This window comes from Leptospira interrogans (assembly GCF_900156205.1).
GTDB lineage: Bacteria > Spirochaetota > Leptospiria > Leptospirales > Leptospiraceae > Leptospira > Leptospira interrogans.
Genome location: NZ_FTNA01000008.1, coordinates 66,340 through 86,402 on the forward strand (window position 1 = coordinate 66,340; position 20,063 = coordinate 86,402).

Here is a 20,063-nt window from a genome sequence, read left to right on the forward strand (position 1 = left end):
CCCACGCAAAAAGCGACCTACTATTATCTAAATTTTATGATTCTAAAGAAATACTTCTCAATCAATTGTGTTATCAAGCACAACAATCTGTAGAAAAATCGATAAAGGCGATTTTAATTCAATCTAAAGTGAACTTTAAATTTACTCATAATATCAAAAATCTTATTGCGTCATTACCACAAGAAATTGAAAAACCTAATTTTTTCAAAGACTTACCAATACTCACCGATTATGCAGTTTCAACTCGTTACCCGGGAGATTACGAAGAAATTCTTTTGAGTGAATATAAAACTGCAATTTTTCTAGCACAGCAAACTTTCGATTGGGCCGAGGCAATTCTTAAAAAATAATTCTAATCTTGACTATTACAGTTTACTCTATGCGCGAGATCTTGCAGGATCATTTTCTTGTCTTTTTGTACATTGTAATAGCCTTCCATCGAAAAAACAAGGTTTATGTACGTGATCAACATCGCAAACCCAAACATCAAGAGAATATGAGACGGGATTTTGTATGATTGCTATTTCGTGCAAGGTTGGGACTAATGCTGACTTGTTACAAAAATATTAGTAAAATTTAAAGATATTAGATCGGTTGAATCAATAAAAAAATGAATAAACTCTTCCACTTCACCTTGGAGTTCTTCGATCTCATTGCTATTAAACTGTAATAACGAAACCCTTCCATCCTTGCTATAATCGGCTCCGGCTTTCAATATGCTTCCGCCAATTCTGGATCTTCCCATTACTTCGTAATAGTTCTCATCGTCTTCAGGTAACTCCTCAAACTCTTTAAAAGAAATAGCCCTTTCGGTTAATGGGTATGTAATTCCGACATCAAGATCAAGATGTTGGCAATCTGATGGAATTAAAGATTTTGTATCTTTTGAAAAAAGAACAACACCATACTCGGTTGTATCATCAAGTTGACAAAAAAAATATAAAATTCCTTCCGATGTTATTTCATTATCAAATTCACCGAGATTCAATTGGCATAGGAAAGGAATGTCATAACCGTTTTCACTTTTAGGATAAGATAAGCTTTCAGGTAAATCGGGGTTTCCTCCAAATTTTGATTGCCCCAATTTTAGTTCGCCTATCAGGTCAAAATTCAGGCCAATTGAATTCATTTTTTTATTTTCCTAATTGAGTTTAGAATTCATTAATATTATAAGGAACTACAAATTTTATACAATTTGGACTTAAAGCTTCTATTTTTTCTTTAGCAGTTTTGTTGAAATATACCATAGTACTCCTGGCCGCTTGGAAACATATTACTTCCTTTTGTAAAGGGAATTTCAATTGTTCAGAGCATTTAAAAAGCCAAAAATTCAAATTTCTTTTGGTGGACTTATGATTTAAAATAACAGGTAACGCTTTAAAATCTTTAAACCCAAGTTCTTCAAGAACAACCATTATTGGTTCAGACATGAGAAGGCAACCGTCACTAATGGAATCCATTGCAATAGGGTCGGAGTTTTTAGGACTTTCTTTATTTGTCATTTCTATCTCAAGGATCTCGCGCTCTATTCTACCTTTTAATTCTATATTTTCACTCAATTCTCCCGCAATCCTTCGGAGAATACCTAGATCCTTTTCTTTAATATATAGATGATCAAGACCACTCAGTATAGTTACTCCAAAATATTCTTTTGCCATCGTTCCTTCCTTTGGCTCTAAGGCCACTTGTGATATAGCTTATAATTCATTTGAAAAGTCAATTTTTTAACAATAAAAGTAACGAGAAACAACAATCTTCGACAAAGATCGTAACGACTTCACCTTTGTCAATTGTGATCTCTAACGAGATTCGATTTTAGCTTTTTTCCATCTTGAATCCGTCCTCGATAGAAAAAATCTTAAAATGCATAGTATTATTTTGGCTCTACATTCTGAGATATTTCTTTTTTAATTTTCTTTAAATTAAATAGGACTCACAAAACCTAATAACAAATGAGATCTCTGTCTATTATAAATTTATGATATGAAAAACTCTCTTAAAAGTTCTAAACTATTTATCATTCTTTCTCTCTAACAAAACTTTTCCGCCTAACATAATTTTTCCATTTGCATTTAAATAGGATTCTAAATAGCATTGATCACCTTTTATCCCTTGTTTAACAGCTATGCGATTATATTTATCTCGATAATAATACATTAAGGAAATAACGGCTGAACCCGTTGCCCGATCTTCTAATTTCCCTGAAAGAGGATTAAATGACCTTGCTTCTAGCAAAAGCCCGTCTTTACCAAAAGAATCTTTTTTGTAAATATATATTCCATTAACATTAAATTCTTTTGATAAATTTATTATTTCATTTTCGTTAGGATGTAGTCTATCATATTCAATTTGTTTAGCCACTTCAGCAAATAATTTTTTATTCCCATTATCAATCACTGAAATATTTTTCCATTCCGAGATTGTATTTTTAAAAATTCTATCCAAATAATGAGAAATGTCTGGGCGAGGGTCCTTTTTGATTTCAGAATTAAATTCCATATAGTACATTAAATGATCCTTATGTACCTTGTAAGCGTGTCCCTGAATGTGTAATATTGAGGAATGATTATTATCCATTAAAAAGGCTGATGCTGCCAATACTCCATGTCCACAAAAATTCATCTTTCGTTGGCTATTGTAAAATGATACATTAAATACATCATTATCGTTTTGAATATACAATAAGACTGGAAGATTATTCATTTTAGCCATTTTAATAAGTTCGGAGTCATTCGGTATTGTAAATCCGATTAATACACCAGCAATGTTACCCTTTTCATATACATCATTAAATACTGCATATTTAGTTAATTTACTATTCATTCAAATTTAAATTCCTCGAAAAAATTTTCATTACTCATAACTACAAAAATTGCATCCTATAATCCGGGATTGTTGACCGTTTTTAAAGGAGGTTGTATATTCTAACTTTTGAAACAAGTTCATAGTAATATTCTTTTCATGCGTTTGAATAGTAACAATAAAAGTCTAAATATATCTTATACAAGATATGAAATTTTTGGCTACTTATTAAGAACTTTTTCAATTTTATGAATAGAACTTACGAGCTACTTGAATTTTTTAAATTCATTCCTTTTTCAAATTGGATTGCCGATCGTTTTATAACTTTTGTTTAGAGTTTTTAATGACCTACGTTAAATAATTGAAACTGATCGCCCATCGTTTTGGCGGAGTGATTTAATCATTTTTTTATCAGGTCTCATGTTTTTTAAGTCGGGTTGGAGCGAGAATTGGAAAAAGTAAGTTAGACGACATTTCATAGAAAATATCGTAATGAAATAAGAAAAACAGCCCGCGTTTATTATCTCATTGCAACAATATATCCAACACGTATCGCAGAAAAAGCCCACCGACGTTGAAGTCTCCGAGCGACTTTAAACCGTCCGAGTGCGAAAAAGAGTAGATCGCGGGTTCGCCGCAGCTATTTTTTTCTGTAGGATGATACAACCACCAATACGTCGCCGTCATTGCCGGGCTGAAAATATCGTTTTTTTTGTCGACCAGCCAACTTTTAAGTGGGCTTTCGTCCATGTTGCGATCCGGATCGTTCAGATATTCGCCGTGAAAGCCTGGATTAACACCTAGTAGCAACTCCATACTTCCATCCGTGGCGACAAAACTAAGATCACAATGTTTGACGACGGCGTTCTTGAAACTCTGCGGCCAAATTTCGTCGCAGAGCTGGGTTGGATATTCTTCTCGCGCGAGTAATTTCGTTCCGTACGGGAATTGGAGGACAAGTTCGCCGAAGTCCTCATCTATTAAAACTTTCTGCGTTTGCCGAAACAAATCTTCGAGAAGAACTTCGGCACCAGGCGTATCCGCAATGATCCATAAGTGCAACCCGATGGTCTTTTGCCACAACGAGCGGTTTTAAAGATTCAATATAGTTGCCCATAAACCAGTATTGAAAGTATGACAGAATCTCTTAAGGATAGCTCGAAATGTAGCAGGTTTAAGAATCGTCTTCTAAACTTGTAAACGCTTTCCATTGGATTGAATTCAGTTCCCTTTATTATATTTTCGTTTGAACTCTGCAAATTCCCAGATCGAAGATTTCACACGTATTTCCATTTTTTCTGGATCTGTCGGAACGAATGAAAGAGAAATACAATCATTTGGTATCAATATACTTTTCCAAACCAAATTTTATAGATCGATTCCGAAAATGTGGAATCTTCTATCATTGTTAAAAAGTTATTCTTAAAAAATTCTTGCGTAAGTTCGATAAAACCCTATTTCATGAGTTCCGGAGAATTTATAAATTTATGCCAGAATCTTACGATCTCACTGTTATTGGTGCGGGACCAGGCGGTTATGTAGCCGCAATTCGAGCCGCTCAATTGGGAATGAATGTTTGTATAATCGAAAAAGACAAACCAGGTGGAATTTGTTTGAACTGGGGTTGTATTCCTACCAAAGCTCTTTTAGAATCGGCCCACCTTTTAGAAAAACTTCATTCCGCCAAAGAATATGGAATTAATCTTTCGGATCCAAAGCCTGATTTCGCAGCGATTATACGACGTTCTAGAAACGTAGCAGAAGGTATGGCTTCCGGTGTGGAATTTCTTTTAAACAAAAATAAAATCACCCGCAAAAAAGGAACTGCAGTATTCAAAGATCCGAATACGATTTGGCTTCCAGATTCTTCCAAAGAAGAAATTACATCTAAATATTTTATTCTCGCAACTGGAGCGAGGGCAAGAGAACTTCCTGATTTACCCTTTGACAGCCACACGGTTCTTTCCTCAAAAACTGCTATGATTCAGGACAAAATTCCAGAATCTCTTTTGATCGTTGGGGCGGGTGCCATCGGAGTAGAGTTCGCTGACTTTTATTCTACGATGGGTACCAAAGTAACGTTAGTCGAAATGATGGATCAAATTCTTCCTGTTGAAGATAAGGAAATTTCAACGTTCCTTGAAAAGTCCTTTGTCAAAAGAGGAATTAGAGTTCTTACCGGAGTTGGAGTTTCCGATCCCAAAATTGTAAACGGCAAAGTAAAAGTTCTTCTCAAAGGTAAAAATCTTCCCGAAGCAGTAGAATCTTTCGAAGCAGAAAAGATTTTGGTTTCCATTGGCCTTGTTCCTAACACGGATTCCATGCACTTGGAGGAAATAGGAATTTTTCTTCAAAAAGGTTTTGTAAAAACGGACACTAAATATAAAACTAGCGTTCCTCATATCTACGCAATTGGAGATTGTAACGGCGCTCCTCTTCTTGCACACGTTGCTTCTATGGAAGGAATAAAAGCCGTGGAGGCAATTTCAATCCACGCGGGAAACCCACATCATCTCAGTTATATTCCGATTGACTACAACGCAATTCCTGGTTGTACATATTGTCATCCGGAAGTCGCCTCCATAGGATTTACCGAAAAAAAAGCAACTGACATGGGTTATACGATCAGCGTGGGTAAATTTCCATTTGTTGCCAGCGGGAGAGCCAAAGCCATGGGAGATACCGGAGGTTTTACAAAAGTAATCGTAGATAAAACTTCGGGTGAAATTTTAGGAGCCCATCTCATTGGACCTGGTGTTACGGAACTTTTACCAGCGGTCTCTCTGGGAATCACTCAAGAACTGACTGCAAAAGAAATTGCATCTACGATCTTTGCTCACCCAACACTTTCAGAAACCGTAATGGAGTCTTTTGGGGCAGCGCTTGGTGAAGCGATCAATCTTTAAGTTTCTGAAACCAGATTTCCGGTAAGTAATATATCGGTTTTGTTAACCAGAAATTCAGGTGGGAGTTTAGAACTGAGAGAAAGTAAAGATGGATCTATATCGTGAAACTTTCCACTTTTCTCATCAAAAAAATGATAGTGATCTATGATATTGCTGTCATAAACCGATTTTCCCAAACAGGAAAATTTAAATTCCCTCAATAATCCAGCTGAAACTAATATGTTTAAAGTATTATAAACAGTCGCTAAACTCATTTTAAACGAACGACTATCTACCCACTCTTTGACTACTTCCGCAGTCGGATGATCCGCTTCACAGAGTACATACTGACAGATTGATATTCTCTGAATTGTGGGTTGTATAGAAACCGATTTTAATCTCCGCTCTATTTCCACCGGAGTAAGGCAAACTTTTTTAGCAAATAACGATTCCATTTTTTAGAATCCCATTTACGGGAGACCTCTAACTTATAAGACATTGGCAAATGTTATTTTTGCACAATTTTATTTGGAACTTGTTCCAAAACTTACCAATCAATTCTTTTTGAATTCTCTATAAAACGTGGTAGTTCCTACATTTTACGTCCCATTGTGGATATTAGATTTTGTATCTACACCGGCGTATCTGACAAAGAAGTATAAAAATGATACTATGAGTTTGTTTTAATGACCTAACCCTCGAATTTAGAACCACTTAGAATGTAGAAACTCCTTCGAAAAACAATCATCCAGGAATAGACGAGTTCATATAAAATTGTGATTTGTAATAGTTCCTACATCATTTTACAGACAAACCTAAGTTTTGTGTGAGTTCCCACACTTGAAATACAACAGATTCAATTGTTATAAACTTTTATTTTTTAAATTGCAGTAGTTCCTACATTTTAGGAATCAATCTATAAGATTTAGATCAATGATCATAGATTCCTCCACAAACTCACACTAAGATTAAGTACCATAAGTTTTTATTACAAAACACTGTTTGAATACAAAATATGGGATACTCTCTATATAACTGAGTAGTTTTAGATTTTCAAAATTTATCTCTAAAATCTAAAATTTGTGTGAGTTCCCACATTTTATTTTTTCACAAAAACATACTACTCAGACGTATGAAAATAATACCAAAAAGTTAACGATTCATTTTACCAAAGATATGGAAATTTTGAAAAAATTATATTGAACCTTGGTTTGTTAAATTTTCATAGTAGATCCCACATTTTAAGTTTTGGAACAAGTTCAGCATAAGCATTATCTTTATGCGTCCGAAAAGTAAATCACAGTTCTTTGAAATCGGCCAAAGTTGGTTTCAGAATTCCTCGAGCCAATTACAATCGTATTTGATTTCTAAAAAATGTGGGAACTACCACTTTTTTTATCACGAAAGATTCCAAGAAACGGGAAAGAATATTACTCAGAACCATATTAAAATAACCAATATTTTGCACGGAAACAGTGTTTTTACGATAGAAATTAACGGCACTCAGTTTTATAAAGATCAGTAAAACATGAGAAAAAATTTCCCATAGAAAACCATTCTCAGAAATCATTCTGCATAAAGTGGGAAGTATTACACGAACCTGAACAAAACGTGCATTTTTAGAAATTCCTACGCCTAACCTCTAAAAACGACTTTGTATTTCGAAACTTTTTATTTTTTGAAAAATTCTCAAACGTAAAATTCTAATCCTAAAATTAAGTAAAAAAAATAAACAGAAAGTCTTTTTACTTTTACTCTTTTTTCCAAATTCATAATATGTCTAAAAATTCTTCAGATGATACAAACTATGAAACAAAAAATTACATCCGTCTTTCTGGCGATTCTACTTACCCTACCCGCTTCAATGCTTTTAGCAGATGAACCAGTGGGAAATCCACAAAGTACGGTCCAAGATTCTTCTCATACACAAGAAGCTAACTCGGGCCACCATGAAGTCGAAGGAGAAGATCTTCCCTACTGGACCGTAATTCCTTTTGCACTTATACTTTTAAGTATTGCATTGTTACCGATCGTTTCGCACACCACATCTCATTGGTGGGAAAGTAATACCAATAAACTGATCCTATCACTTATATTAGGTGCAATTTCTTTTGTCATTTTAGTATTACACGGTTGGTTTGGTAAAATCGTTCATACATTAGTGTTCGAATACGTTCCATTTATCATTTTATTAGGCTCTCTATTTTACATCTCCGGAGGAATCCGTTTGAAAGGTGATATAGAAGCAACCCCCTTAAACAATACTATATTTTTGATTATTGGAACCTTTCTGGCTTCGTTTATTGGAACTACGGGAGCCTCCATGCTTTTGATTCGTCCGATTTTAAAAACGAATTCGGAAAGAAAACACGTAGTACACACGGTAGTCTTTTTTATCTTTTTAGTTTCTAATATAGGTGGTTCCTTAACTCCTCTCGGCGACCCTCCACTGTTCTTAGGTTATCTAATCGGAGTTCCGTTCACTTGGACGTTTAAACTATTACCTGAATTAATAGTCGCTGGAATCCTTCTTTTGATTCTTTATTTTATCTGGGATTCGATCGCTTATAAAAAAGAAACCGCAAAGGATCTTAAAAAAGATCATACTCATAAAGAAAAAATCAGTCTAGAAGGTCAGGTCAATTTCATCTGGTTACTAGGAGTCGTTTTGTCTGTAGCCTATTTAAATCAAAACTACATTCCAGCAATTCATGAAAATCCTTATATAGCGTTCATTAGAGAAGCGGTATTGATCGGTTTGATTTTCGTATCTAAGTTCACTACCAAAGGACATGTGAGAGAACACAACAAATTCACACTTCATCCAATCCAAGAAGTTGCTTATCTGTTTATAGGAATTTTTATCACTATGATTCCCGCACTGATTCTATTAGAACATCATGGAAAAGAATTGGGAATTACCGAAACCTGGCAATTTTTCTGGGTAACCGGTTTATTCTCGGGGGTATTAGACAACGCACCTACTTATCTGACATTTTTGTCTTTGGCAAAAGGTACTCTGGGATTGAACAATGTCGCTCAAATTCTTGCAGATCCACACGCAGAAAGTATTCTAAAAGCAATTTCGGTTGGAGCGGTATTTATGGGCGCTCTTACATATATCGGAAACGCACCTAACTTTATGGTAAAATCAGTTGCGGAAGAAAATAAAATCAAGATGCCTAGTTTCGGTGGATATGTGCTTTATTCTTTTGGAATATTAGTACCTACCTTTTTGCTCCTTACATTTATTTTCTTTCGTTAAGAAAAAACTTTCCGGCCCTTTTCTATTCGAAAAGGGCTTTCTTAAATTATAACAATCCTACATTTAGAGGACAAACAAACTTGCTTCATTCTTTTTAGACAAAAAGCAATTTTATAGATCCCTACAAAATTGAGTAATATAAATTTTTATTGTAAAACTCTGTTTCAACGCAAAATACTGGTGTTCTATTATGAGTTTATCCCCAAAATTTTACACGATCATTCTTTAGAAAATTTTAATAAAATATAATAGTTCCTACAAATTAGGTTCATTGGCAATTTACAAACTTTCGAATAGCTTGAATCTCGTTCAATTTTTGTAGTAGTTCCCACATTTTAAATCAATCTGTAAAACTCAGAGATTCCAACTTTTTTCAGAATGATAGATCCTTACGCCGAATTTAAATTAATATAAAGCTAAATTTTCCGTAGAAACGCTAAATGTGGGAACTCACACAAATCAAATTTTTACAGATCAACAAAAACGTAGGAACTCTCTATAAAAAAAATCAGTTATTTAAAAGTTATTTCTTTAAATTGAATTCACGACTACTTAGAATCGTCCGGAGGAAAAAAAATCACGGAATCGATTTGTTTTCCTTTATCAGAATCAATATAATTTACTTCTATCTTTCTTTCCGAAGCCGGTTTATACATCATTAAAGCGGAGATCAAATCGTAGACAGTTAAAGAATAATCGATTGCAGTAACAATCGCTTGGAAAACCAAAAACCTAGACTTATGAACCGGTTTTACTTCTCTTTCTTTTCCGGCAATCATCCATTTGTAAATTCGAGTAGAACGATTGATGTTTTTTAAAAATTCCAGATCGATCTTTCCTTCCGGAAGAACCGCTTCTGTTTGACGAAACACAACCTTAATCGGAATTTTTTTCTCAATAGATTCCTTCAAAGCTCCGGACAATTGTAAATCGAATGTATCATCGTCTAAGTATTCAATTTCATTGCAGTTTGCAAAAACGGTATTACAAATATCTCCGTATTTACGATGAACGAAATAGATAAGAAAGATATTTAACGTCTCGGGATGGTATAAAACTTTAGCGTGATAATCGGAAGTTTTTCTATAATAGATTTTTTTATAAATCCTTTTAAATACATCCCAACTAACAAGACCAATATCTTTGAGAAAAGGAGGATCAGGAAGTTGGAAGGAACGAACAGCAATATGTAATTTTTCAATCGCAACCTTACCATCTCGTTTTGAAATTTCTTCCAAAATGGTTCGAATATCATCCAAATCTTCCGAGTCAAACTTTCTAGGAAAATCGGAAGTATCGATCAGAATCTTTCCGGCGTTCTCCGACATAAGATCTAAAACCTTAGATCGAACACCTTCGGAAAGAAGCCCTTCCAATTTAAAAGAAATACAATCGTTTGGATGACAGGAAATTTGTTCCGTATAATTCGATTCAGACGGAATACTTTCCGAGAATAAAAATGAAAATGGAATTAAAATTAAAACAAAAAAGAAACTTAAAAAAAACAAAGTAATTGGATAAAAACGTTTTAGCATTTTTTAGATCCCAAGGAGAATATCGTAAAATTTAAATTTGTAATATTCTCACATTCACTAGAATAATACTTAAAAGCACATCATTCATCTTTAAAATCAGATATAAAATTGTATTTTATTTTTATTGACAATAAACTTTTAAGAATCTCTATAAAATTTCAATACAACGATCTATTATTAAATTTCCTGCATAAAATCGCCATTTGACGAACTATATCCTTAAATAAAAAATTCATTTTATAAAAGTTCCCTTTTATAAAACAGATTTCTAAACTTACGCCAATAAAAGAAAAAAGAATGGAAAAAAATTTTACTAAAGATAAAGACATATTCTAAAATTTGAAACAAAGAATTTTACTCAATCAAAACTATTTAAGAGATTAATAATTTTTAATTGATTTCATCCCTATAATCCATAACCAAATACATTAGAGTTTCTTGATCTGTTGGATTGGAATATTCATGAGGAATATCGGCTCTGAAAAAAACGGAATCTCTAGGTTCCAACTCTACAACTTTTTCACCAACCCTAAGACGAAGTTTACCGGAAACAACAACAATGTTTTCAGTAGTGCCTGATGAGTGGGAATCTGCGACTTCGATTCCTCCCGGTTTTAAAATGAGTTCATAAAACTCTGTTTTTCGATTTCCGTTATAAGGAAAAAGAGCTCGGCTGGAAAAAACTTTAGAGCTAGAAAACAAAACCTTAGTGTTTTCCGCCTTCATAACAATTACACCTTCCGTACCTTTTTCTTTGAGTAATTCGCTAAAAGGCACATTGAGTCCATTCGCAATTTTCCAAAGAACGGAAATGGTCGGAACACTTTTCCCTTGTTCAATTTGAGAAAGCATCGCCCTGCTGACTCCACATCTAGAAGCCAGTTTGTCCAAAGAGAACCCTTTAGTATGGCGAATGAGTTTTAAATTTTCTTTGACGACTTCAGTAATATGTTCGGAGGAAGACTCTTTCCCCTCTTCTAATTCTTCCATAGCTGGGTTCATTTGCTCTTTTTTATCTAATATAGCAGAAATTTGTCAATCCAAAACTACCACTTGAAAAAATAGACGAAAAGCTAATTCCAAAACTTAAAACCCACTTAGATTTAATGATCAAAACTGGAAAATTTGAGAATGTACAAGATAAGACGTAATGTGTAAAACACAACATTTTATTAGAAATTTCTAAACTCAGAACTATATAATAAAGAACTCAATCCAATCATTTACATATCAATCCTTTGAATACTCTGTAAGAAAGATTAGGTGAATCCGGCGTTATCGAACCGCACTTTCAGTTCCGATCAACAGATTGAGAAACGCAATTTTTGGAGACTTCCGTATTTTTATAAAATCGACGGTTAATTTCAGGTGCCATTTTCATACATCTGAGTAGTAAGATAAACTAAAAATGCACTATTCTCACTTTACACTCCAATATAAAAAAATTAGAATGAACCGATATGAAAGTTTTAGACAAATCCGAACCAATTCCATGATTTCTATTTTAGAAAAAAGTAAAAAACAAAAGCGATTCACACACGGAAATCTATTTTCAAAAATCAAAATTTTCTTTGAGATTCAAAAAAAACATATATATGAAAAAACATTCTAATATTAGAATATTCTATGAAAGTGAATCTTTTCTTTTTGCGGAAAAACCTCCCGGTATTCCAGTTCATGCAACCAAGGATTCAAAACGAGAGAACTTTACTGATCAGCTCCAAAAACAACTTTCTCTTGAATATCTTAGAACCGTAAACAGATTGGATTTAGATACGAGTGGTCTCGTATTTTTTTGTAAAAACCCAGATAAAAATAAAGAAGCGGATCAAATTCTAAAAAATTCATTAAAAATTTATCTTTGTGTAACTTCAGGAACAATCTTGGAAAAACATTTTACAGAAACATGTTACATCAAAGACGGAAATAAAAAAGTTCACAAAGTTTTTTCGGGCGGAGATAAGGCAGTCACAGAATTTTTGACTCTGAAACAAAATTCTAAAGAAAACTACTCAGTTTTACTCGCCAAACTTCATACTGGTAGAAGACATCAAATTCGTTTTCATTTAAGCGAAAAAGGGTATCCGATTTTAGGAGATCGTGTTTACGGAAAAAACAACGAATCGAAATTATTGTTACAACCCGAGATCGAAACGGAAAATACAATCCTATCTAGTAATTTAGATTCACCTAACAAAAAAAATGTGAAAGGATCAGAATTCATTTCATCCATTCAAACAAAAAATAAAAGTTTAGAAAAACAAATTTCTTTAGAAAAAAACTCAAATAAATTTCGTATAAAAATTAAAAAACAAAGTTTGCCAGCAAAACGTACACTATTACACGCAATGGGTTTTGCATTTCAAATGGAGGAAGGTAAAGAAGAAAAAATCTTTTGTCCTCCCCCATCCGACTTTCAAAATTTTTTGGATGGTGTCATTTTAGATTTTTCCATTTTTTCTAAATTCTATTAAGAGTTTGTCCCAAAACCGTCCAATGTAGGAACTACTACAAAAATTGAACGACATTAGAACTAATCGAAAGTTCACAAATTACCAAATGCGATTTAATTTGTAGGAACTACTGCATTTTATTAAAAATTTCTAAAGAACCATTGTGTAAAATTTTTTGAGGTTTTGGGGCAAACTCTAAAATAAAACTACAAACGATTATGCGACTATAACCAACACTTAGAATAATCATTCTACTATGATGGATTTAGAAATAAAATACATTAATTTTCTGTGTTTTAATAAAGGGCTACAATATCTATCCTTGTATTTGTGTTCGTATTATAATTCCTTAGCGTTCGATAGCCCACTGAACTTTTGAATACATTCAAATATTATAAAATTATTTTAAATATAAAATATCAAACTGGATTTTTAAAAAGAAGAAACAAAAATTGTTATTATTTACCACTCACATTCAAATATAGAACACTTTAATTCAATTGTTTTAATGATTAAAATATTCTAATATATATATAAAATGTATTACTACTCGAACGCATGAAAATGGTATCAAGTTATTAACGGCCTAATTTACGAAAAAATAGTGATATTTAAAAAAAATAACGCAAATTCGGAATTTACGGCATTTTAAAGCAAGACCAAAACATTCAAATTTTTAAAACAATCTAACACAAGTATTCTATTCATGCGTCCAAGTAGTAAAATATAGGTTTCAAAGTATTTTATTAGAGTGTGTTATTTTAGAAAACTCGGTTGCTTATCATTGGTATCATTTTTATACGTCCGAGTAGTAAAATATGCTTTAATTTTTTTTCTTTTTAAAAATCGATCTCACTTTTCTTTGAGAAAGAACTATCACAGGGTTTCCTTTAGGAAGAGTATCTAAAATTTTTAAAAGATTTGCCAGTTTACCACGAAACTGAAATTCGGAATCCAAAGTTAAATCTAAACAGAAAAAAACTTCCCTATCATCCTTGGTTTTTTTAAAAACCCAATCTAAATCACGAAGCACCGATTTATATCGATAAGGAGTCTCGTAAAAAACAATCGTATGTCCCGGTTTTAGATAATAAATCAGTTCTTTTTTCCGCTCGGCAGAATCTCTAGAAAAAAAACCGCAAAAAGTAAACGGAGAAATTTTAAAACCAGAGATACTCAAAGCAGCTCCAAACGCAATAGGGCCAGGGGCGCTACGTACATTTCCACCTCTTCTCAAAACTTCTTGCACAAGTTCCCTTCCAGGATCTTCAATTCCGGGAGTTCCTGCATCAGAAACTAAAACGGTCAAACCAGAATTGATCACCACTTCCCCAAGATTTCTAATTTCTTCGGGAGTAGTATGTTCATTACAAAGAAAAAATTGTTTAGAGACCAAAATCGACTTAAGCAATTTGGAAGTAATTTGAGATTCTTCCCCTATAAGTATATCAGAATGTTCTAATAATTCTCTAGCCCTTGCCGTCAAATCACCAGGATTTCCTAAAGAGACAGAAACTAAAACGAGGGTTTTTTGAAATTCGATTTTCATACTTTACAAACTCTTTTAAATTTCGAATTTTACACTAATTCAATTTTATTGATTAACTATATAACAAAATAGTGAATATCTTGTATCCAAACGAGTTTTTACCATAAAATTCGTAATATTCTATTTTATATTTTGAATAAGACAAAGTATTTTTAAAATTGTTTTTATTCATTAGAGTTGTTGAAAAATTAATTCTCCCATCGGTTTTCTCTTTTATGAAAACGGGTTAATTGGAATAGTTCTGATAATCTGAACTATGGAATTTTTCAAAAACTCTAATAATAGATAGAAAATTCTTCAATAACTCCATTATATTCAATTCTAAAAGAGATTATCGAAAACATAAAAACTACTTTCAAAATCATATTGAATCACTTAAAAGTTGATACTACTTTTCTCAGAAATATTTTTTTTAATTTCTACTTCATACCTACTATAATACATATCAGTAATCTATATAAAATAAATGTTTAATTTAATGATAACCACATAACAAAGATTTTATGGAGAATTGATTGGACGATCCTTATTTTTAGATTTGATAGAATAATTCTATAGCTAAAATTTTTACGTTCTATCTAAGTTTATAAACTCAAGATCAAAAGAGATCATACAAAAACTTGATCCAATACTTTCCAATTTTTGACTGGTTGAATTTTTACAGACAAAGGAGGTATTACATTTTTTCCTCTATCTAAAAAAATTCCTACCTTGGTTGCAGAACTCAGTAAATCAAAATCATTGATAGAATCTCCAAAAGCAAGATCCGAGTAACCACCCGTTGCAACTTTTAATCTTTTTACTTTTCCAATTCCATACGTAAAAGGTTCTAAAATTTCCGAAGAATGAACTTCTTCTTTGATAGACAACTGCATTCCTAAAACCCTTTCACTCGGAATTCCGAAAAGATGAGAAACGGATTGTATAATTTCCTCAGGAGAAGCGGTCACAATCCAAATTTCCCATTCGTTTTCAATTAGATGATCCAAGAGTTCTTTCATCGGTTGGTAAATTTTGACGGAATATCTACTGGAATTGATAGCGTGTTGGTTCCAGATCTTCTTAGAAATTTCTTTCAATACTTTGGGAGAATGTCCCGAAAAAATCCAAGAACTCCATCGATAGGACGCTTCCAGACCAAATTTAGATTGAATGGTTTCGTATTGGGCAAGAACAATAGAACGAAATAAATCCGGGTTTTGATATCTAGAGGAAAGCGCTTTATCACCATTCTCTCCTAAAAGGAGAGAAATGTCTCCTTTGTAGGCTGGAACTCCTTCTAAAAGAAAGGACTCCATCACCGCTTCTCCAAAATCGTTTCTTATAAGAGTATTATCAAAATCGAATGCGGCCGTCCCTGGCCGCAACTGCATTAGAATATCATAAAGTTCAGGATTCCAAAAATCCCGCGTGAGGGTCACTTATTCTTCAATCGTCTCCCGGGCAATCGCCACGCGAGCCTCGGAAGAAGATTGAAAGACTGGAAGATAATGTTCTGGATTTAACACTACGTTTTGATAACGAACTTCAAAATGTAAGTGAGGTCCCGTAGTATGACCCGTATTTCCAGAAAGTGCGATGATCTGCCCCTTTTTTACTTTATCCCCTTCTTTTACATAAAGAACAGAATTATGTGCGTAGAGCGTATTAATTCCGTTGATTCCAGGATGAGAAAGTAGAATCTTATTTCCATAACCACCGTCTTTTTTAGATTCCAAAACCACTCCGTCCGCAGCGGCAATAACGATGGACCCTGTTGGACAGGCTATATCTACTCCGGAATGCATTGCGTTCCATCTTCTTCCTAATCGAGAGGTTACAAACGAATGTTTAAAACTGATCGGCCAAATAAATTCCCTCTGATCGGATCTAAATATTTCGCGTCCTTTATCTTCCAGTAAAAGACTTCTAATAAAGTTTTCATTATAAGGAAAAAATACAGGCTCAGTGAGCGGAATTCTTGTGTTGTCCGGAATTCCATTGATCCTTTTGATTTCGTGTTCGGTCGTTCCGAAATTATGAATCAAATCCCCTATCGATTCTTTGACTCGGTTGGGAACGATCCAAATCCCTTCTTGACCTCTATAGGTTTGAAGGTATTGATTATCCAATTTAATTTCTTCGAGATTTGTATTGGCAAAGGATCTAATGCTGAAGAACAGCCCCATCACAAGGAATCCCGCCAGTATATAACCGGTTTTTCTTTTCATTTCGTTTCTTCCAAAATATGTCGCCAAAGAAAACCTCAGGAAACCCGAGACCTAAATGGAACTTCGGCAACGGAAAACAACTTCTGAAGTCAGTCTTCTGATTTTAGAATTCCATTCAAGGATTTTTCCTGACAAATTTTGATATAAAAATCAAAGATATTCAATATTTTAAGATATAAATCTTTTATTTTTATTTAAAATTATGCCTTATTACTCTTTTTTAAAGAATTTTAACCTTTTTTATATTATTGAGAATTAACTCTCATTTAAGAGTGGCTGTAAATATTTAAGTGAACGCAGTTAAGAAAAAATTTATCTGCAAAAGTCTTAACTTGTAAGAGTTCCCACAATTTTAGAATTTATCTGTAAAAGTCTTAACTTGTAAGAGTTCCCACAATTTTAGAATTAAAATAAACTAGTCATTTAAAAAACCAAAACCTAAATCGTTAACCATTAGAATTATTGAAAAATGAATCTTCCCTCTTGTTTCTGTTTCATGACATGGTCGATTAAAGAAGTTTTGAGAATCATCACTATGAAATTTTTCAACAACTCTATTATAAAGATCTGAATCGAATATCCACGAGAAAAACGAATCTTAAAAAAAATGACAAACTACGGCAAAAAGTCTGAGTACTACAAACACAAAAATGTGCTTTCAAATTTAGAAAATAATGTTCGATAAGAGCTATAAAAGATAAACACTACGGCAAGACTTTTTCCAAACAAAGAGTTGTTCCAAAGAAATTTTTTCAAAATCAATTTTACCTCGTATTATTATCTAAATATAAAAACTACTACAGTTTCTTTATTTGATAATCGGAAACAAATCAAATTACGGAATATAAACCTACCAATTTAACTTGTGAAAAACACTTTTCTCAAGGAATATGCAATTTTTTGATAGAAAAGCAAACGATTTATCTTTATAAAAATAACGAAGAAATATTCACAATAACCGAATTTTAAAAGAAAAATAAACTACAGCATGCCCCAAAATTTAACTATATTTTATCAAAAAGATCAAACTGTATAACTCAACGTATCGTTTTTTATTTACTACTAAATTTATCTTAACAATATTTAATCTTTGCTTAAAGTTAAGATTATTATAATATATTTTTGAAATGGCTTTTAACAACTATAGAAAATGAATACTGAATATATTGTGTTCAAAAGGACTTTTTCCAATAAAAATTAACAGTATTTTTTACACGATTGTAGCGAACAACACTCGATAAATTCCTATATACCTTTTTTAAAAGATTTCCATTCGATACAAAAAAGAAATTTTGATTAAATTAATACTTTAATATATACTTTTTTTCTAATCAAATAAAAACTAAAACTCTCAAAGACTTTTTAAAATTTCACGGATGATTTCTCCAGGGTCATTTGACGAAAAAATTTTTAAAACCTTATCCACCTCTTTAGAGGCTGTTTTTTCTTCAAATCCTAATTGAACTAAACCAAGGATCACTGTTTCTCTCTTCTTGGAAAATGCCATTTCTTCTGGGGACTGAAGCAAAGAAGTTAAAATTACCGAAGACTCTTTCGAAGAGCCGGACAAGAATAATTCCAGTTTTTTAAGATTTTGTTTTACCTCAAAAAAAATTTTTTCCGAAGTTTTACCTTTAACCTTTGGAATTTTTTCCAGTTCTTTGACTTCTCCAGATTGAACGATCCGATACAAATCTTCCGCCGAAAAAAAGGATAAAATTTTGAGTGCGGTCAATTCTCCTATTCCTTGAAGACCTTTCATAACTTTGAAAAACTCTTTGTCTTGTTCTGTCAAAAAACCAAATAATTTTTGTCCTCTTTCATTTATAGAGTGAAAAATTTGTAATTGAACTTCCTTCAATAAAGGAAGATTTTTTAATTCTAAATAGGTTTTAAAAGAAATCGTCACTTCATAAGTGATTCCACCGGTTTCTATATGTACAAATCCTACTTCTAATTTTCTGAGAATTCCTTTTAAACCTGAGATCATAAATCCACTTAGCGCTCCATATCAATAGAGTAAAGATAAATTTTTAATCTACGAACATTCGATTGTATCGAATAAGTTCAAATAAAACAAATCTCTTAACGGCAAGATAAAATGGCGATCTACATATATTTTACTGTTCTATAAAATATCGTAAAATCGAAACGAATAACCGTTTTAAAAACAGAATTTTGAAAACACCACTCAGAGCTATATAACAAAGTATTCAATCAATCGTTTATACTTCAATCCTGTGAATTCAGAATAAAAAAAATAGTGGCGAATCCGGCGTCGCCGGACCGCACTTTCAGCTCCAGTCAATAAAGTATATGAAAGAAACTGAATATAATATTTAACCCTAAGTTGCAATATAGAACGCGATCCGTAGAACAACTCATGGAGAGTGAGATGTTGATTGACTTCGAGCGCCAACAGAAGCGACACGCTGAGTTTAGAGAGCATTCTACTAAACGCTCTACGCTTCAATCGCTTTCGCATTGGATTCTACCGAACTCACGTTAATCGATACTTTATCAAAACATCTATGAGTATTCAACTTTACAGGAATCGGTAATATATAAATTCTAAACACAAAAAAGAAATACGTAGCAAAAACCAGCCAACTAAAAATATAATTTTAAAATAAAAGTATATTCAAAAATTCTAAATTGAATAATAATTACGTCTGTAATACAATAAGGGTCGGAGTCCGTCATCCGATCCTGCAGAAATCACTTTTCCAATCACAATAGAATGATCCCCACCGTCTACAAATCGATCCACTTCACATTCAATGTAAGAAAGAATTCCAGGTAAAATAGGAACGTTTAAATCGCCGGTTTTACAACCAAGCTCCTCCATGAGAGAATGTTTATCCGTTTTACCTGATGCAAATTGATTGGAAATAGAATCCTGCCCCTGGGCTAAAATGTTCACTACAAATTTACCTGAGTCATAAATAGGATCATGACTCGTTATATTCTTTTGAAGACAAAATAGAATCAAAGGAGGATCTAAAGAAAGAGAACTAAAACTACTAACGGTAAGACCGCTGTGTTTTCCAAGATGAGAATAAGTAATAACTGTGACACCTGATGGGAAATGAGAAAGTGCATTTTTAAAAACTTCGTCGGTAATTTTCATGAGGTCTATCTTAAAATGGAAAGACGATCTGTCAATCGATCGAAATCTTAAAAAGATACAAAGAAACGTATAATTTATGACCAGAAAATTTCTAATTTTTGTCCAGAGAATCTAAATTCATTGATCCAAAAAACAAAATTTACTTTAAGAAAATTGAAATCAAATATGAGCAATTTTAAAAAATTATTGGGGACAAATCGACATATAGTTTTTATTTTTATAAGCATGTGTAAA

Annotated in this window: 17 protein-coding genes; 5 read left to right on the plus strand and 12 right to left on the minus strand. The window is 32.8% G+C overall.

All coding sequences use genetic code 11. The annotated features are described in order from the left end of the window. Positions 1-50: 50 nt before the first annotated feature. On the plus strand, positions 51-350 hold the full coding sequence (locus tag BW942_RS08785; protein ID WP_229309471.1) for a HEPN domain-containing protein: 300 nt from the start codon (positions 51-53) through the stop codon (positions 348-350). 191 nt (positions 351-541) lie between these two features. Here BW942_RS08785 and BW942_RS08790 read toward each other — a convergent pair whose 3' ends face one another. The 4 genes from BW942_RS08790 to BW942_RS08805 all read right to left on the minus strand — a co-directional run bounded on the left by BW942_RS08790 (position 542) and on the right by BW942_RS08805 (position 3,885). After that, positions 542-1,129, minus strand: coding sequence for a DUF1963 domain-containing protein (locus tag BW942_RS08790; protein WP_001084413.1), 588 nt, complete (start codon positions 1,127-1,129; stop codon positions 542-544). 22 nt (positions 1,130-1,151) lie between these two features. Beyond that, positions 1,152-1,658, minus strand: a complete 507-nt coding sequence (locus BW942_RS08795; protein WP_001051299.1) for a hypothetical protein — start codon at positions 1,656-1,658, stop codon at positions 1,152-1,154. Positions 1,659-2,010: 352 nt separating this feature from the next. Further along, positions 2,011-2,823 carry a PhzF family phenazine biosynthesis protein gene (locus BW942_RS08800; protein WP_001086210.1) on the minus strand — a complete coding sequence of 271 codons (813 nt, stop codon included), beginning with the start codon at positions 2,821-2,823 and terminating at the stop codon, positions 2,011-2,013. Positions 2,824-3,327: 504 nt separating this feature from the next. Further along, positions 3,328-3,885 carry a hypothetical protein gene (locus tag BW942_RS08805; protein WP_000267747.1) on the minus strand — a complete coding sequence of 186 codons (558 nt, stop codon included), beginning with the start codon at positions 3,883-3,885 and terminating at the stop codon, positions 3,328-3,330. A gap of 404 nt (positions 3,886-4,289) precedes the next feature. On the opposite strand from BW942_RS08805, the gene lpdA reads away from it, so the two are divergent. Next, a complete protein-coding gene (gene lpdA / locus BW942_RS08810) occupies positions 4,290-5,708 on the plus strand; it encodes a dihydrolipoyl dehydrogenase (protein ID WP_001115276.1) in 1,419 nt (472 codons plus the stop codon). On the opposite strand, the gene perRB is transcribed toward lpdA, so the two are convergent. After that, positions 5,705-6,142: a peroxide-responsive transcriptional repressor PerRB gene (perRB, locus tag BW942_RS08815; RefSeq protein ID WP_000444601.1), complete on the minus strand. Its 438-nt coding sequence runs from the start codon at positions 6,140-6,142 to the stop codon at positions 5,705-5,707. The genes lpdA and perRB overlap by 4 nt on opposite strands. Before the next feature lie 824 nt (positions 6,143-6,966). Here perRB and BW942_RS08825 point away from each other — a divergent pair. Both BW942_RS08825 and BW942_RS08830 read left to right on the plus strand, forming a co-directional pair. Continuing rightward, positions 6,967-7,212, plus strand: coding sequence for a hypothetical protein (locus tag BW942_RS08825; protein WP_001247553.1), 246 nt, complete (start codon positions 6,967-6,969; stop codon positions 7,210-7,212). A 282-nt stretch (positions 7,213-7,494) separates the two neighbouring features. Continuing rightward, the gene (locus BW942_RS08830; RefSeq protein WP_000810537.1) at positions 7,495-8,952 is read left to right on the plus strand and encodes a sodium:proton antiporter; all 1,458 of its coding nucleotides are present in this window, start codon (positions 7,495-7,497) and stop codon (positions 8,950-8,952) included. A 548-nt stretch (positions 8,953-9,500) separates the two neighbouring features. On the opposite strand, the gene BW942_RS08835 is transcribed toward BW942_RS08830, so the two are convergent. Together BW942_RS08835 and BW942_RS08840 are read right to left on the minus strand one after the other, a co-directional pair. Continuing rightward, positions 9,501-10,487: a hypothetical protein gene (locus BW942_RS08835; RefSeq protein WP_000919338.1), complete on the minus strand. Its 987-nt coding sequence runs from the start codon at positions 10,485-10,487 to the stop codon at positions 9,501-9,503. A 390-nt stretch (positions 10,488-10,877) separates the two neighbouring features. Next, on the minus strand, positions 10,878-11,489 hold the full coding sequence (locus tag BW942_RS08840) for a helix-turn-helix domain-containing protein (protein ID WP_001067493.1): 612 nt from the start codon (positions 11,487-11,489) through the stop codon (positions 10,878-10,880). Positions 11,490-12,082: 593 nt separating this feature from the next. Between BW942_RS08840 and BW942_RS08845 the strand changes: the two genes are divergently transcribed. Beyond that, the gene (locus tag BW942_RS08845; RefSeq protein WP_000716670.1) at positions 12,083-12,961 is read left to right on the plus strand and encodes a pseudouridine synthase family protein; all 879 of its coding nucleotides are present in this window, start codon (positions 12,083-12,085) and stop codon (positions 12,959-12,961) included. A gap of 802 nt (positions 12,962-13,763) precedes the next feature. Here BW942_RS08845 and rsmI read toward each other — a convergent pair. The 5 genes from rsmI to BW942_RS08880 form a co-directional block, all read right to left on the minus strand. Next, positions 13,764-14,489 carry a 16S rRNA (cytidine(1402)-2'-O)-methyltransferase gene (rsmI, locus tag BW942_RS08855; RefSeq protein ID WP_000687486.1) on the minus strand — a complete coding sequence of 242 codons (726 nt, stop codon included), beginning with the start codon at positions 14,487-14,489 and terminating at the stop codon, positions 13,764-13,766. Between the two features lie 608 nt (positions 14,490-15,097). Then, a complete protein-coding gene (locus BW942_RS08860) occupies positions 15,098-15,910 on the minus strand; it encodes an HAD family hydrolase (RefSeq protein ID WP_000176746.1) in 813 nt (270 codons plus the stop codon). Continuing rightward, the gene (locus tag BW942_RS08865) at positions 15,911-16,699 is read right to left on the minus strand and encodes a M23 family metallopeptidase (protein ID WP_000824202.1); all 789 of its coding nucleotides are present in this window, start codon (positions 16,697-16,699) and stop codon (positions 15,911-15,913) included. Between the two features lie 1,351 nt (positions 16,700-18,050). Then, positions 18,051-18,689 (minus strand): Holliday junction branch migration protein RuvA, encoded by a 639-nt coding sequence (gene ruvA / locus BW942_RS08870; RefSeq protein ID WP_000623186.1) that lies wholly within the window; start codon positions 18,687-18,689, stop codon positions 18,051-18,053. Between the two features lie 660 nt (positions 18,690-19,349). Then, the gene (locus BW942_RS08880) at positions 19,350-19,829 is read right to left on the minus strand and encodes a flavin reductase family protein (RefSeq protein WP_000704507.1); all 480 of its coding nucleotides are present in this window, start codon (positions 19,827-19,829) and stop codon (positions 19,350-19,352) included. Positions 19,830-20,063 lie beyond the last annotated feature (234 nt).